8 protein-coding genes are annotated in these 15968 nt (G+C 46.5%); all 8 read left to right on the forward strand.

From position 1 onward, the window contains the following. Positions 1 to 9: 9 nt before the first annotated feature. The 8 genes from PY479_RS00140 to PY479_RS00175 are packed head-to-tail and all read left to right on the forward strand — an operon-like array spanning position 10 to position 15966. On the forward strand, positions 10 to 3165 hold the full coding sequence (locus PY479_RS00140) for an FtsK/SpoIIIE domain-containing protein (RefSeq protein ID WP_275482477.1): 3156 nt from the start codon (positions 10 to 12) through the stop codon (positions 3163 to 3165). Then, a complete protein-coding gene (locus PY479_RS00145) occupies positions 3162 to 4892 on the forward strand; it encodes a DUF1887 family CARF protein (RefSeq protein WP_275482478.1) in 1731 nt (576 codons plus the stop codon). The genes PY479_RS00140 and PY479_RS00145 overlap by 4 nt, the downstream gene beginning before the upstream one ends. A 1-nt stretch (position 4893) precedes the next feature. Continuing rightward, a complete protein-coding gene (locus PY479_RS00150) occupies positions 4894 to 5475 on the forward strand; it encodes a hypothetical protein (RefSeq protein ID WP_108479644.1) in 582 nt (193 codons plus the stop codon). Continuing rightward, complete coding sequence (locus PY479_RS00155; protein ID WP_001963868.1) at positions 5468 to 6196, forward strand: PP2C family serine/threonine-protein phosphatase; 729 nt, start codon at positions 5468 to 5470, stop codon at positions 6194 to 6196. Before PY479_RS00150 ends, PY479_RS00155 begins: the two co-directional genes overlap by 8 nt. Beyond that, positions 6193 to 7686 carry a lipopolysaccharide kinase gene (locus tag PY479_RS00160; protein WP_108479645.1) on the forward strand — a complete coding sequence of 498 codons (1494 nt, stop codon included), beginning with the start codon at positions 6193 to 6195 and terminating at the stop codon, positions 7684 to 7686. The genes PY479_RS00155 and PY479_RS00160 overlap by 4 nt, the downstream gene beginning before the upstream one ends. Then, the gene (locus PY479_RS00165; protein ID WP_275482479.1) at positions 7683 to 11120 is read left to right on the forward strand and encodes an AAA domain-containing protein; all 3438 of its coding nucleotides are present in this window, start codon (positions 7683 to 7685) and stop codon (positions 11118 to 11120) included. The genes PY479_RS00160 and PY479_RS00165 overlap by 4 nt, the downstream gene beginning before the upstream one ends. Next, positions 11117 to 13261: a hypothetical protein gene (locus tag PY479_RS00170; protein WP_275482480.1), complete on the forward strand. Its 2145-nt coding sequence runs from the start codon at positions 11117 to 11119 to the stop codon at positions 13259 to 13261. The genes PY479_RS00165 and PY479_RS00170 overlap by 4 nt, the downstream gene beginning before the upstream one ends. Continuing rightward, on the forward strand, positions 13261 to 15966 hold the full coding sequence (locus PY479_RS00175) for a chromosome partitioning protein ParA (RefSeq protein WP_117090077.1): 2706 nt from the start codon (positions 13261 to 13263) through the stop codon (positions 15964 to 15966). The genes PY479_RS00170 and PY479_RS00175 overlap by 1 nt, the downstream gene beginning before the upstream one ends. Positions 15967 to 15968 lie beyond the last annotated feature (2 nt).

Consider the following 15968-nt stretch of genomic DNA (forward strand, 5'->3'; position numbering starts at 1 on the left):
AGGGATTCCATGCCTAAACGTCTGTTCGATGCGGTTGGCGCAATGAATAAGGCGATTCTAAGGAAGGAAGATACCTACCGCCAACTTCAAACTGAACTGAAGCAATCGGAGCAGGACTGCGACAGAACTGTGGGAAATCTCAGGGCTGTCAGCGACTCTGCGGAAAGAGGCGAACTGGCTGCGCTGCATGATAAAGAGACAGGGTTGCAGAAGGATCTGCAATCGCTAAGCAATGAGATCCGCAGCGTAGAGGATCATATAAAGCAGATTGAAAAAGCCATTTCCGATCTCGCGAGTGATAAGGACAGGCTTGACCGTGAGATCAGCCAGCGCCCCATCTTAATTTCAATCGTAAAATATGTATTCGGTGATGCTGAACGTGAGGAATCTGAAAGAATCCAGAGAGAGATTCAAAAGAATGAGCTTGGCAAAGATGATTTAATCAAAACCAAATCCAAACTCAGCTCTCGAAAGGCTGGTTTGGAGAATCGCCAGAATGACCTGAAAGTTGAGCTTGCCGGTATCCAGACCAAAATTAAGCGATTGAGTGATTCCAAACTCGCTGGAGCCAGAAAAAGAAACGACGCGCTGAATGCTTTCAAGTCAAAAAAAGAGCAGATTCGCGAGAGAAAACATCGGGTGCACGAGGAGTTTGAGAAGGAATGGGTTTCGGCCCTGAAAAATCTTGATGATCTGTGTAAAAGGGTCCGCCTGCGTCAGCCGCATCTGAATGAGTTAACAGCCGAAAATATCAACACGGGCATCCATTTCCCTGACGCTCTGGCGTTCGGGCGCATGTACCTTACCTATCAGAACTGGAAAGGTTATATCCCACGGTTGATCCCTTTTCCTTTTAAGAAATCGCTCTGGCTTCCTGATCAGACTACAGGACACCGGTTGATTCACCAGCTGATGCTTCGGCTGATGCACTGCATGCCGGTCGGCAATGTTGAAATTACCGCTGCAGATCCGCTGAGATTGGGCACTTCTCTGGACCCGTTTCTTTCCCTGTTGAAAGTAAAACGGCTCTTTCCCGAGCAGCGATTGCTGACCCGGTCGGACGAACTGGAAAATGCGTTGGCCCGGTTAACGGACTATGTTGAGGATCTGCTTCAGAATAAATTCAAGGGAGAGATCAAGAGCTGGTCCGCCTACAACGAGGCAAACAGCAGCAATCCCATACCATATAAACTGTTGCTCATTTTCGGAGTGCCGGAACAGTTGACGGACAAAAGCCTCTGGTTCCTTGGCCTCCTTCTGGAACACGGCCCTGTCTGCGGCGTGCTTCCGGTTTTGACCATTGATGAAAGTCGGCTGGAGGACCGCAAGTTTACGGGGCTGCGCACCGCGATAGACAAATATTCCAAGAGAATGGATTCCATTGTTCCGGCAGAGATACTGACCAAGCATGTCTCTGAAATCAGTGTTGTGGAGGAACAGGAGTTCTGGCCCGGACGTTCTGAGCTGACCGATTTTCTGGCATCCATATCGGACCGATATGAACAGAGCGCGAAATTCAGCAAGAGCCTGACTGACCTCTGGTGCAATTCGGACTACTGGGGATACGACGCTGTTCAGGGCGTACAGGTGCCGATCGGCTGGACTGCGGATGGCGAGATCGTTCCTTTCTCTATCGGCGGGGTGAATACAGAGCACCATGTTCTTCTGGCCGGGCGTTCAGGCTCCGGAAAATCGAACCTGCTTCATGTTCTGATTCATAGCCTCTGCCACACGTATTCACCCTCGGAGTTAAATATCTACCTGCTGGATTACAAGCAGGGCACGGAATTCAGTGTTTATGCTTCGCCTCCGCTTCCTCAGGCAAAACTGGTGGCTACAGAGAGTGATCCCGAATACGGGGTAACTGTTCTGGCGCATTTGACCGAGGAGCTTGAAAAACGAGCTCAGGAGTTCAAAAGCCGGGCTGTCCGCGACTTTTATGAATACAGGGAATCTTCAGCGGCCGAACTCCCGCGTATCCTGCTGATTATCGATGAGTTTCAGATCCTGTTTTCTGAGGGGCGGCAAGTGGCCGAACCCGCAGAGAAAATGTTGAACCAGCTGCTGAGGCAAGGACGGGCCTACGGCATACATGTGCTGCTGGCCACCCAGACACTGAAAGGAATCCAGTCTCTTTCAATGGGCCAGCTGATAAGCCAGATCGGCTGCCGGATTGCTCTTGCCTGCAGCGAGGAAGATTCCGCGATGATTCTTGGCAACAGTAACTGGGAGGCTTCCAAATTGAGCAGCCCTCCGGAGGGGATCATTAACAATTCCAACGGGGCAAAATCGGCAAATCAACGGTTTCTGATTCCATTTGCCGATCGTGGGCTGTGCAAGGATCACATTACCAAGATTACTCAGATCGCAGACCAACGTGGTTACTGCGGCTCAACAAGAATATTCAACGGCTCGCGTCTGCCGGAAATGCCTGCAGCTGATTGGTTCAACTCAAAAAGCCATGAGGCGGTGCAACTGCACCTTGGTGAGCGTTTGAGTTTTGAAGCTGAGCCGCTCTCACTGACACTGGTTAACCGACCGTCATCGAATTTACTGATATCCGGCTATAACGATGTAATCCACGACGGTCTGCTCGCCTCCATCCTTCAAAGCTTGGATGCTCAGAATGGCATCAATGAAATCATCTACTTTAACGGGCGCTCCATAGTGCCGGTGGGGGCATCAAAATATCTCGATGGTTCCGGAAGTAGACCTGTTTCAAAGCACGAGAGTGTTCCCGCGCTGAATCTGGCCGAGATCTCCGGGGAATTACAACAATCAAAAAGAATTGTGATTATTGACGGACTGGATTCGACCAAGGAATTTCACTCCGGTCCGGCGAGTTTTAGACCAGTGAAGAAAGATGAGCCACCTTCACCACAAGAGAGTCTGAAGAAAATTCTGGAAGACGGCCCGCTGCAAGGGACATTTGTGATTGCCTTTGCGGATAACTGGAGGCGCTGCAATTCATCGTGCAAGGACCTTCTTGGGTTCTTTGAGATGCGCGTCGGATTCTGCATGAATGAAGATGATGCTGGCTCGTTCGTCAGTGGAGCAATAGGAAAATTTAAAGGACTTGAAACAGACAATCGCGCTGTCTTTGCCGATCGCTTGAAAAATCAGGTTAGTTGGTTCCGTCCATACATAAATGGGGAAAGTTTATGAAGAAATATTTAATGACATGGTACGGAATGACTGATTTCAGGGCCTCACTAGGACTGGAACAGACAACCGGCCCCGTTCTGGGAGCTTTGCTGGCGGAAGATTACACCGATGTGATCATCCTCGGCTTTACGCACCCGGATAAATCCGAAAACAAAGCTGATGAATTTCAGCAAAAAATTGCAGGTGTTGAAGGCTCTGACCCGGCTGCTGCGAGACAGTTTGTCGACCTGTTTTCAAATACAGGGGCTGCGCACCATCATTTTAATGAATGGCTAAAGAAACAGCTTCGGGATGCCGGTAAAAAGGTCGATGTGCGTTTCCACTCTGTGGAGCTGACGCATCTCAATGACACGGAGGGCATCTATGAGGCTGCGACTCAATCCCTGCATGCGGTTGCAGCATCTGAAGGTGAAAAGCTCGTTACGCTCTACCTGAGTCCGGGGACTCCGGTTATGGCTTTCGTCTGGGCTTTTGCGGCCCTGAGGCACCCAACGCTAAAAAAACGCCTTATCGCATCTTCTCACCCAGGAAGGCCTCCAGAAAGCATCGTTCTGCCAAATGAGTGGCTGGAATGGCATGGAATACAGGTTCGAACAGCTAATACGGAATCTGACCAATATGATGCCATTTTTCACCTGTTCGGCGAACAGCGGATGCCGAACCTGCTTGGCGTGCTCCAGTTTTCAAGCAGTAAGCATATCTTTGTGAATTCCGCACAGTTTCCAGCCGATGTCATGAAACAGTTTATTGGAGAAGCTGAATACGATGAAATTGCGGTGGACCCATATGACCCTGAGAATGTCCGAACCACGATTTTGGATCTGATTGAGAAAATGCCTGTTGATTCGAAGATCGGCTTTAACTTAACGGGTGGAACCAAGTTGATGTATGCAGGGGCGCTTGCCGCCTGTCGTAAGGTAAATGCAACGCCATTTTATTTCGATTTTTCAAAGAAACAGGTTATCAATCTTAATAGTTTTACTAAAAGTGAGATTGTTTCAATAGATTCGGTTGAAACATTTCTGAAGTTGAACGGTGATGGATTAACAGTATCGAAGCCTGGTCTTACAGAACAAGAACTTTCTCGAGAAATTATTAATGCCTCTCAGATAATCTGGGAAAATCGTAACTTGATCGCGTCAAAGTATCGTGAGCTGAAAAGTTATATTTCTGATGAATCATTCAAGAGTTGGGGCGATGATTTCTACGCTGAACTGACAATTGATAAACAAGCAAAGCTAACAATTGGCGGTAAGTCATTTGTGTTTAATGAATTCCCTGATTTTCTTGAGTTTCTGATGGGTAAGTGGCTAGAGGTGTATGTTTTTAGTGTGTTACTTCCCTTAAAAGAATCTGCTGTTCTAAAAGATTTACGCCTTGGGTTAGAGGTGTCTGTTGTGGACGTCGACTCCAACGATAACTTTAAGTATTACCATGATGGGTTTAAAGAAAATATAGGTTATCAAGAGTTTGATGTTATTTGTACCGATGGATATCGCTTATTCATTATTGAGTGTAAAAGTGGAAAGGTTGAAGCGAACCATGTTTTGAAGCTGAGTGAAACTGCCAAACATTTTGGTGGTGTGAAAGGGCACGGAATAATGATTTCGTCGTTTCGTCCCCCACATCCTGTGATAAAGCAAAAATCAGATGATCTTATAAATGTGGAATGGTTTTTTGGTAGTGGTGCCTCTGAGCATTTGCTAAATTTTTTCGGGAAAATTTGAGATGGAACTTTTTGTTTTTGTAGATGTTTCCGGCAGTATGAATGAAATGGGCAAAATCCATCTTCAGCGGAATCTTTGCCGATATGCGGCTCAGTTAAGGCTCATAGATAAGGAAAAATATTCGGGCTTAGACATCCGTTTTTATCAATGGGCGCAGAGTGTTGCCGTGGCCGTTTTGCAAAGCGACGGGGATATCCCTGACTTAAACGCTGAAGGCTCATCGAACCTATGTGTTATCTCCGAATTTCTGTCCCAGTATCAGAGTGATACCGGGAGATTAATGGTTCTCATTCTTTCTGACGGCAATTTCCCCAATTCAGACATCGTAAGTTTTCAGAAACAACTGGGCACATTTAGCAACCTGATCATCCGGACAGTTGCCGTCGGCGCAGATGCTGACCTGTTGAAGTTGAAGAAAATTTCCACAAATAACACTGTTTACCTTTCGGAGAACATAGCTTCAGCGATTGACAGCACAATCTTTGGTTCTGATGAGCCGTTGACCGCGCCAGTATCCACAGCCGGGATTCTGGAATCCGCACCGGCTGAAACAGAAGAACAAGAGGAGGATTGGGATGCTTGATCAACTCTGGAATAGCTGGGGGGGCTCAGTAATCGGCCCCCTACATGTTAAAGCCGGGATTCCCAATCAGGATTCTTGGATGGCACGCCGGTATAAATGGGGAAATGTCGTTGTTGTATCGGACGGACTGGGCAGCAAGGCACATTCAGATCACGGTTCAAAAGCCGCCTGTCTGGCTGTATTTGAGGCAGCCAAGAGCTACCAGAATACCCCTGATGCCAATATCGTTGATATTTTAAGGCTGATTCATGCCAACTGGCTCGTGAAAATAGCTCCGTACTCTTCAACAGATTGTTCGGCCACATGCCTTTTCGCCATCCAGATTGAAGGCATTATCACTCTTGGCCGCCTTGGTGACGGAATGATTGCCGCCCTTGGAGAAACTGGCGAAAACCACCTTATTCTCAGTGATAACAAACAGGATTCCTTCTCAAACTACACAAACAGTCTTCAGCAGGAGTTTAAGCCAGATCATTGGGAAACCGCTACGATTGAAAGCGCGGTATGCAATGCAGTTGTGCTATGTACGGATGGCATATCCGATGACCTGTTACCTGAAAAGCAGATGACTTTTGCACAGGAACTCTACTCCACTTATGCAGACCTGGAGTCGGAGGAAAGAAAGAGGGATCTTAAACGTTGGCTCAATGAATGGCCGGTTCCGGGACACTCCGATGACAAGACGATTGCTTGTCTGTTTAAGAAAGGAGGTTCCCAATGAGTCAAAGATTCAACGAGTATGTGGATGAATATCAGAATGTACACATTCAGGACAAGGTGCTCGGGCAAGGAGGCCAAGGGGTTGTTTTCCGTACCAAGGACCCTGATCTGGCGATCAAGCTTGTTACAGATGAAAGCGGAACTCCGATCACCGATGAGGAGTCGGTGGAACGGTATTCAAAGCGCTTTAAGCGCGTCCGGCTCCTACCTCTGCCAGAAAACCTGAATATATCCGTACCGGCAGCTCTTCTTCAAAACAATGCCGGTTATGTGATGCAGCTTTTGAGTGAAATGGTTCCGTTCAGTCATTTCTGGCTCGATGGCAAGTCCGCAGAAAAAATTGGTCCCGACGATATCCCAACATGGCTTTCGGCAATGCCGGAGAACGAAGCTAAAAAGATTGTTCATTATTATAGAACCGGTGGGCTCAGACGCAGGCTTCATGCGCTCTACAAATGCGCATCATTGCTGGCACGCCTTCACGGCAATGGTATGGTTTATGGTGACATTTCTCCCAACAATATCTTTATTTCAGAAGGGCTTGATGATTCAGCAGTCTGGCTGATTGATGCCGACAATATTCGATTTGAAATCACCGCAGGCGGAAGTGTTGTTTATACACCAAAGTACGGAGCTCCCGAGCTGGTGCAGGGCAAAGACGGTGGAAGACCTTCAAGCGATTGTCATGCGTTCGCGGTCGTGGCTTTCTACCTTCTTTCGTTGATTCACCCTTTTGTCGGAAAAAAGGTGGATGGAACGGATGAAGGCGACTGGGCTGATGAGGAAAATGATGGCGAGGATGTTGAAGATAAAGCCTATGCAGGGCTGTTCCCTTGGGTTGACGAACAAGATGATGATTCAAACTCTTCCGACAGCGGTCTGCCCAGATCCCTTCTCCTTACAGAAAAACTGATCTCTTTATTTGAGGGCACATTCGGCCCAGGTAGGACATCCCCATTGCTGCGGCCGACCATCTATCACTGGCCTGAGGCTCTCGCTCAGGCAGCGGATATGACTGTCACGTGCCCAGGCTGCTCGATGAACTATTACTATGATTTCATTCACCCGGAAACAGAGGCTCACAATTGCCCTTACTGTAAAAAGCAGAGGCCGCAGGTGCTCATTCTTGAGTCTTATCGATGGTGTGGACCGGACAAACCCATAAACTCACCATGCTGGCGGTATGTACGTGAGATCCCTCAGGGTACCGAACTCACGATACCAAGACGAATTTTTGATGAGTTTGCAATGCTTGATTCGGATACAGCAGAGGTGCTCATCTCTTCGAGCAATAATGGCATTTTGATTAAGAAGTCAGACCATGGCAAAGCCGATTTGTCCGTTGCTGCTGACAGTCCGCAAAGTGGTTTTCAGAAGCTGTATTCACAGATGAAAATTGACCGGGTAACGCCGGATGCTCAGTTCTGGATGTTCGCACATTTGAATAGTCCTCGGCTGGTTAAATGCATGATCAGCGGAGGTGGCAAATGAGACTGAAAGACATAAATGCTGAAATTAATTTTGAATTATGGTTGATACCTGAGCTGTCCGGAGAGACTCCAAACATTGGTATTGGATATATCGCACCCAACAATACCGGGCAGGCATACAGATTGAGAATCGATGGCCAGCAGTGGAGCGTGCAGCTTCGTGATCCTTCGGCCGGAAAGGATCTGAATTTTCATCTTAAAAGAGGTTGTGCGCATCTTGCCGAGGTAATGCAGGTTGCCAAGGACGGCAGTGCGCTTGTTAAAATCATCTTTTTCAATGGTGAAATCGTTGAAATTGGCGACGTGGAGATCGGCATTGATGAGCGCATAGAATCAACGGCTAAAAGAAATGGCATTCGCTTCAATGGAGCTGAAGAGCTGGGGAGCGTATTAAACGATAAATGCAAAATCAGCGTTGGCGGCGAAGATTTCTTTCTGCTCATGAGCGGCCCATCCGCTAAGGCTGATTTTGAAGCGGATATTCCTGAGGATGAAGACTCGCCCAACTCCAAAGCCGTTGTGCAGGAGAAGTACCGGGAATTCTCTATCTATGGAGAGAGAGTTCGTATCCCAGTTGAAAGGCGCAATGTCGATAAGTCAAAGGACATCTATTTTGCGACTAAAGCGGTCTTTAAGGACAACCAGAAGAGTGAAGGAGCATTGCGTCTGGCAAGGGGTACGGTCCTGTTTTCTGACTACACCAAGACAGGTCGCATTCGGGCTTTAGCCGCTGGAGCGATGAGTCAACTTACCAAGGAGACTGGGAGCTACCTGAAACAGTGGGACGAGTACGGTGCAATTGAAGGTGAAATGCTGCTGGCAAGGGCCAAAGCTGTTGGCAGAATAGACTATCATGGTACTGAGCAGACAACTAAAGGTGTTAAGTTCTTTGTGTCGTCCATCCCGGCTCAGCTCACCGAAGGTGATGAGATAGAGATCACCTCCGAGGAGCCTTTATATCTCCAGAATCCTGATCTTACATGGGAAGCATACAGCAAGGCTCTGGAAGAAGAATTCACATCCAAAAAGGATCAGAAGAAGAACGAAGCTGAAATGCCAGCTTCTGTTTATGCCCCGATCCTTAAACTTTCAAAAACCAGCATCGAATTGGACCTGCCGTCAATTCCGTCTGGTCAAATGTTTTTGATTCTGTCCATCAATGGCGACAAAATTCAGATTGAAAGACGAATGCGGGCACGGTCAGCCATTCTGGAAGGACGCTGCGCTAACCCGCTTCTCGGCCTGCTGATTGAAGAAGGTGGAACGCTCCCGGACATACAGCGAGTCACCAAACTAAAGCCTTTGACGTCCTTTGTGAAAGAGAAGATTTTTAAGCATCCACCCACAGACAGGCAGGTGGAAGCCATCGACGTCGCATTAAACACCCCGGACATCGCCCTTATTCAGGGGCCGCCGGGTACAGGAAAAACAACTGTAGTTACAGCAATTCTTGAAAGGCTCAACGAGGAATATGACAAAACCAAGTCGATAAGAGGTCAGATACTTGTCTCCGGTTTTCAGCATGATGCAGTTGAGAATATCGTTGCGAGGCTGAGTGTTAATGCCCTTCCGGCCGTTAAGTTCGGTAGAAGGTCCGGTGATTCGGAATTTACGGAAGATGCCGTCACTGAAAAAATTAACAAATGGTGCTCCAATGTCGCCGAGAACATTCGAAACAAGAATCCTCAAATTGCTCAGACGGAAGATCAGGTAAGACTGGCAGAGCTGTTTGTCGCATATTCATTGTGTCCCTCGAAGAACAACACAGTTAGTTTAATGAAGCGTATTCTGGATTTGCCCAGAGACGTGATTTCTGAGGATATCACCAGTGAAGCTGAAGAAATCATCAATTCCCTGCAAACGGAACTGAAGCCGAATGATCCTTCCACCTTGCGGCTCGTTCGAGCCCTGCGTGTCAGTGAAGCAGCCTTTGAAGACGACGGTGCCGCAAGAGCGATCGATTTGCTGGATAAGATTGAAGACGAACCTGCTAATCCGGATTTAAGCGTCCTTGAAAAAGCGGCCCGTTGGCGCAGCGGTAAGCCGCTGAGTTTTCTTCCAGAGCTTAGAGAACTGAAAGAATCGCTGCTCTATAAATATCTGCCTTCTCCCGATTTCAGGACTGAAAAACCAAGAGAGGATGTTTTGAGATTGGTGGTAACGGTATCTCAGCTTCTGGAGAAAAAACTCAATTCAACCAATAAACGGGATGCAATTCTGGCTGAGTTTTTACATGAGCTTGAAGACAATCCTGATGGCGTTCGTGAGGCCATAGAGGATTACAACTTTGTGTATGCTGCAACCACTCAACAGGCGGTCGGGAAAGATATCATCCGCTCAAAGAATAAAAACGTCCGATATGATCAGCGAACAGAAATGGTCAAGTACGATACGGTGATCATAGATGAGGCAGCGAGAACCAGCCCGCGAGACCTGCTTATTCCGATGTCTCAGGCTGAAAAAAGAATAATCCTTGTCGGGGACCACAGGCAGTTGCCTCATTTGATTGATGAGGAGGTCGCGAGAGCCTTGGAAGGTGGCGATTCATCCGGTCCGTCGGTTGATGTCGATTTTGTCAAAAAAAGTATGTTTGAGTATCTGTTCAACCGCCTGAAGAAACTGGAGGAGAAAGATGACATCAAACGAACAGTGACCCTGGATGCTCAGTACCGAACACATCCGATTTTGGGGGATTTTGCAAGCCGCAACTTTTATAACCAATACAATGAAGGTTATCGATCTCCTTTAGCTGCTAAGTATTTTTCCCAGAAGTTAAAAGGCATCGAAGATAAAGCAGCAGTATGGTTTGATGTACCTAATAGTAGAGGGCCAGAAGGTTACAACAAAGATGGTGGGAAGAGATGGCGAAGTATAGAGGCAGAAGTTATCGCTGAAAAAACTAATACTTGGATCAAATCGAGAGAATCCAGTGCAGAATTTATGCAGGAACTGACTGGTGATTCAAAACATGCAGGCCTTAGTTTTGGAATTATTAGTTTTTATAAACCTCAAGTATTTGAAGTCTACAGAGAATTAGAAAAATATGGTATCACGGAGCGGGCACAGGATGGTACATGGCAGATATGTCAGGAATACCGCTTTCTTGAAAATGGCGAAGAGCGGCTCCGCATCGGTACTGTTGATGCCTTTCAGGGCATGGAGTTCGATATTGTGTTTCTTTCCATGGTGAGGTCTCAGGACATGAACGCCTTGCCGCCTAATATACGCAACGAGCTGGATTACAAAAAGAAGCAACAAAAACTATTCGGCCATCTCATGTCGGAAAACCGCTTATGTGTGAGCATGAGTCGTCAGAAGAGGGTCTTAGCCATTGTGGGAGACGGCGTCCTTACAAACACCCAGATTGCTGTGGATGCAGTTCCGGCGCTGAAAAACTTCTATGATTTGTGCCACGAAAAGGGGGTGATCCTATGAGTGCGCCCTCTACAAAAAAATCAGCAAAAGACCATCGTCCTAAAGTAATCAGTTTTCGCACAGCATTGGATGGATTGAACATCGCCGCCAGGCAAAGTGTTCTTTGGCCATGTCACGCTTTCAACATCTCTATTCCGCAAAAGAAAAAGAGTGGCCTCAATGTTTTTGAAGAAACTGTCTTGAAAATAACCGAGATAGAATCCGGCGACACAGAAAAGATTGCGCTGCTCACTTGTCTGGAAAAGGAACTGGTGGCCTTCATTCAGAATCGCCTCAACCAGCTCGGCCTTTTAAATGACCGCTATGAGTTGTCTGAGCATGGGCAGGAGCTTCTGAATGAGTGGCAGAATAAATCAGACGGAAATCTGGAATACACCGTGGCCACAGTGTTTGTAGATCTACTGTCCGGGAAGCTTCTTCCCTATGTCAGCACGGAGCAGCTGAGCTATAAAAAAATATCAAGGATTGGTGACAACGGATTTATTGATTTTCTAATCAATCCAACCAATGAGAAGTCGAGGGTCAGTGCAAGACAGATACGCCCTGCAAAAGACTCTTTCTGGAAAGCAGTTCCTGACTCCAACGATATTATCAGAGCCATAAGGGAGTTTAAGAAGAAATATAAACGGCATGCCCTGTTGAACCAAGGTGTCGATCAGTACCCGCCTCCGGTGCCAATGGCTGAAGCCATATCCTTACATGAGAATCCAGAACTGGTTTACTTGCATTGCAATGTCCTTATCCAGATAGGCAATTCTGACCTTTTGGTGACGGATGGATGCGGCTTTGGCTTCTCTGAAAGCTTTGCCAATTACCTTACTTCTCAGGACTGGAAGTGGGTCATAGATTTGAAGAATAAAGGGGTTATCGACAGACTGAATTCCAATCAAAGCAATGAAGAGGCTGAGGATGAGTCTTCAGCGGCGGACGGGTTGAAGAACTATCCACGGATAGCACGCCCACTTCGACGCGCACAAGAGTATCTTTCAGACGCTGAAAAGATCGAGGTTGATTCATCCAATGATGAGCAGGAATTCGCCCGTTTGACCGGCTTGGCGGTAGTCGCCTTGTATGAAGCCATAGAATGGGCGCTGCGATTTGTTGTATCTGACAACCCTGTGACTCACTGGGAACGCTTGTTCTCGTCACAGTCCTACCGGGAAAATGACAAGATACTGCGCTCGTTTGCTACCAAGATTGGGTTTGATGTTTCGGACAGTGTGAAGGCCCTTCTTCAAGTGAAACCCGGCAAAATCAGAGCCGTTGACCGTGGTGTTTCCGAGATGCAGCCACTACTGGCTCTGGCAATAGCCGGGGCGATAAATGATCCCAACCATCCGCTGAATCATCTGGCCATTGAAGACTCTGGATGTCTCTCCTTTATAAATGCGCTGAAAGAAGTCAGGGACCCGGTATCCCATGGAAGTTCAACCAATGTTGAACTTTCACCAGAAATACTTGAGGGCTATCGCGATAGAACCACTCGGCTCATCCAGTCGCTAATACCGGATTTAACCGAAGATGCCTACACAGCCAAAACAAAGCAGGAAAGAGATAATGATCAGGTCAGATTGAAGGCCAGGATCGAACTAGACAAGTCCTTAGGGCTTGGATTTGTTCAAGCTGTTTCACCGTCATTACGGGAAGAGTTGGTCAAAGCAACGATATTAAGTCAGAAAGCGACTCTAGATAACGAACAGATTCAGCGCTACATAAATTTGTTGGCGTCCATTGTGCAGTTGTCGTTGTTGGAAGTAGCGAAGGACCGGAAAAAAATAGTCAAAAATCGAAATAACCTGAGGGATGAGGCGATTGAAAAAATCGTTCAATCTGGTTTGGCTCCAGCGTCTGATGCAATACCAGTGCAGATTAGTACTGTAAATGCAGATCGACTATATCGTGCTACTCAAGGCTCAAGCACAACTCTTGGGGCTCAACTTCTTGCGATCTGCTTACTCGCATCAGAAGGTGAATTGCTAGTTCTAAAAAGGTGTTTTCCGAACTGCTTTGAGCTTATCGCCAAGTTGATAAAACTTCGTGGTCACGGTAATCATCATCAACTTGACTTTACAAGGGAAAACTTGGAGTCATTAAAAATAAATGTATTCAAACTAGTCAAAATAATTATGGAAGTATTTTAATGGACTCTAATAGAAATAATAACACTCAGATAAGCGCAGATAATGGAAAAGGAGGTCAGACTGATAGAACTATATACGCTAAAGAGGAAGTCCTCCTGAAAAAACAGCAGGAACTGAAAGAATTAGAATATTCTCTTGGCCAAAAAGAGACCTCTATCGTTCAAAAGGAACATGAGCTAAAAGCCGCTAAAGACGCGATAGCTAAAAAAGAAGCGGAGCTGAATGACAAACGTGTTCAGCTTGAAGAGATGGAGCTTCAGGCCAAAAACAGCTTTCCGCAACTCTTTGAGGAAAAGTTCGCAGCATTCAAAAAACAATTGGAGCAGCGGGAAGCTCAATGCGTAAGTGAGCTGGAGTCTCTTGAATCCGAAAAGGAAAAATTGCGGCAGAGAGAGGTGGCGATACAAAAGGCTGAAATCCAAAGAGACAATGGGTATGCAGATGCCCGGGCAAAGCTTGATGACGAGCTCTTCAATCTTCGGAAAGAACATGAAAAGGAGCAGGAGTCAAAACGGGCAAACGCTCTGACTGCCATTGAAAAAGAACTTTCGGAGGAGAGGACATCCAGAATAGCAAGCTTGGAGAAAGAGATAGCTGATAGACTGAAAGTTCATGAGGCTGCGATTCAACAGGAAAAGGATGAGCTCGAACAAAAAAGAAAGACTCTCCTGAAGGATCAGGCTGCGCTTGATGAACTCAAGGATGAGCTTGAGTATCAAAAGCAGCGCCTTCAATCCAGCAAAGAGCGCCTTGAGGAACGAGAAGCTAATTTGAACATTGAGGTGGATGCCAAGGTTGTTGAACGGAAGCAATCTTTCGAGAATGAGAAGTCTGCGCTTAATGATGAAATTGCACGTTTGAGAGAATCTATCAAAACGAGCAGTGCTCTAATTTCAAACTTTGAAGAATTGAAGTATAAGCTCGGTGATGAAGACCCAGCCGCTGTTCTACTGAAACTGAAAACCTATGAAGAGGAAATTAAAAAGCTGCGCGATGACCTTGCCACACGCCCAACACAGGAGATGCGGGAAGCTTTTGATCGCTTGAAATCCGAACAGGGCGAACTGCAGCTGGCCTGTGAGCGACTCTCTGAAGAAAATGAGGCTCTCAGAAGTTCAGCACGCGCTCAGTCGGATCTTGAAATGCAGGTAGCGGAACTGACCAATAAAAACAAATCTCTGCTGAGACGGTTTGAATCAGTGGATGCCGACAATAATCGATTGATGGAAGAACTGAAACGTTTACAGTCTTCTTACGAGCGTGAACAGGACCGAGAAGCAAGGGTTCGGGACATTGAAACTCCATACATTCATAAGAGTCTGCCTCGTGCGCAGGAGCAAATTAGTGAAATTCAATGGCTTGATAGGATTAGGGCATCTTGCACAAATTATGGTTTGAGATTTCCACGACGAATACTGTATGCGTTTCATACAGCTTTAAAAACTGCTGAGTGGTCACCCATGACCGTTCTATCTGGGGTTAGTGGTACAGGTAAATCTGAACTACCCAGACTTTACTCCCATTTTGGCGGTATCAATTTTCTGAGCCTGTCTGTACAGCCAAATTGGGACAGTCAGGAATCGATGCTTGGCTTCTTCAATTCCATCGATAACAAATTTGATGCTCAGCCAGTTCTGCGTTTATTGGCACAAAGTCAAAAGGCACAGGCTGATGACTATCCAGGCTTAGAAGATGTAATGAGTCTCATATTAATGGATGAGATGAACCTCGCTCACGTTGAGCTCTATTTTGCTGAATTTCTAAGTAAGCTTGAGCTGCGACGCGGTCGCAAAGGCAACGAGGTGCCGTGTCTTGAAGTGAAGCTTGGCGCAGGTATTCAACAATATGATCTGCCTCTTGGAAGAAATGTGCTCTGGGCAGGAACTATGAATCAGGACGAAACAACTAAATCTCTTTCGGATAAGGTTCTCGATAGAGGAATAGTAATCAATTTCCCCCGGCCGGCCACTCTTGAAAGACGCCGTCAGCTGAAACCGTTGGGCGAACAGGCTCCTCTGCTGTCCCGCAAACTGTGGGAGGGTTGGTGGTGCAAAGAAAGCAAATTCAATGACGATCAGATTTTACCATTCAAGGGATTCATTGAAGAAATGAATACCTCGTTGTCCAAGGTTGGTAGAGCTCTGGGGCACAGGGTGTGGCAGTCTATCGAGTATTACATGGCTAATTATCCAGATGTGTTGGAAGCCCAGAGAAACAACGATGACGCAAGCTTGGGCAAAGCAATGAAAGTTGCCTTTGAAGACCAGCTTGTTCAAAAGGTTATGCCAAAACTTCGAGGAATTGAAACCCGAGGGAAATCAAAATTAGACTGCCTAGATAAAATACGAACTCAACTAGTCAATGACGATTATAACATCGTAGAGGACTTCGATCTTGCTTGTGAGTTTGGCTACGGGCAGTTTATCTGGAATAGTGCTAATTATCTAAAAGATGATGCACCTTTGAATGAGAGTAATATTAACGATTCCAGAGAGTCCATAGTTGCCTCACCTGAACAATCAAATTTTCATAGTAGTTCAGAAGTAGGGGATAGTCTTATCCCTAGTGAGCTCAAAAGATTTGCAAGTGATAATCAAAAAAAGCTATGGCAGCTAACCACAAACGAAATAATGAGAGCTATGTCATGTGACGTAAAAGAAGCGAAATCACTCAAGGATTTATGTAATAAGACAAAGGAGTCATAGAT

This window comes from Shewanella sp. A32, assembly GCF_029167175.1.
Taxonomy (GTDB): Bacteria; Pseudomonadota; Gammaproteobacteria; order Enterobacterales; family Shewanellaceae; genus Shewanella; species Shewanella yunxiaonensis.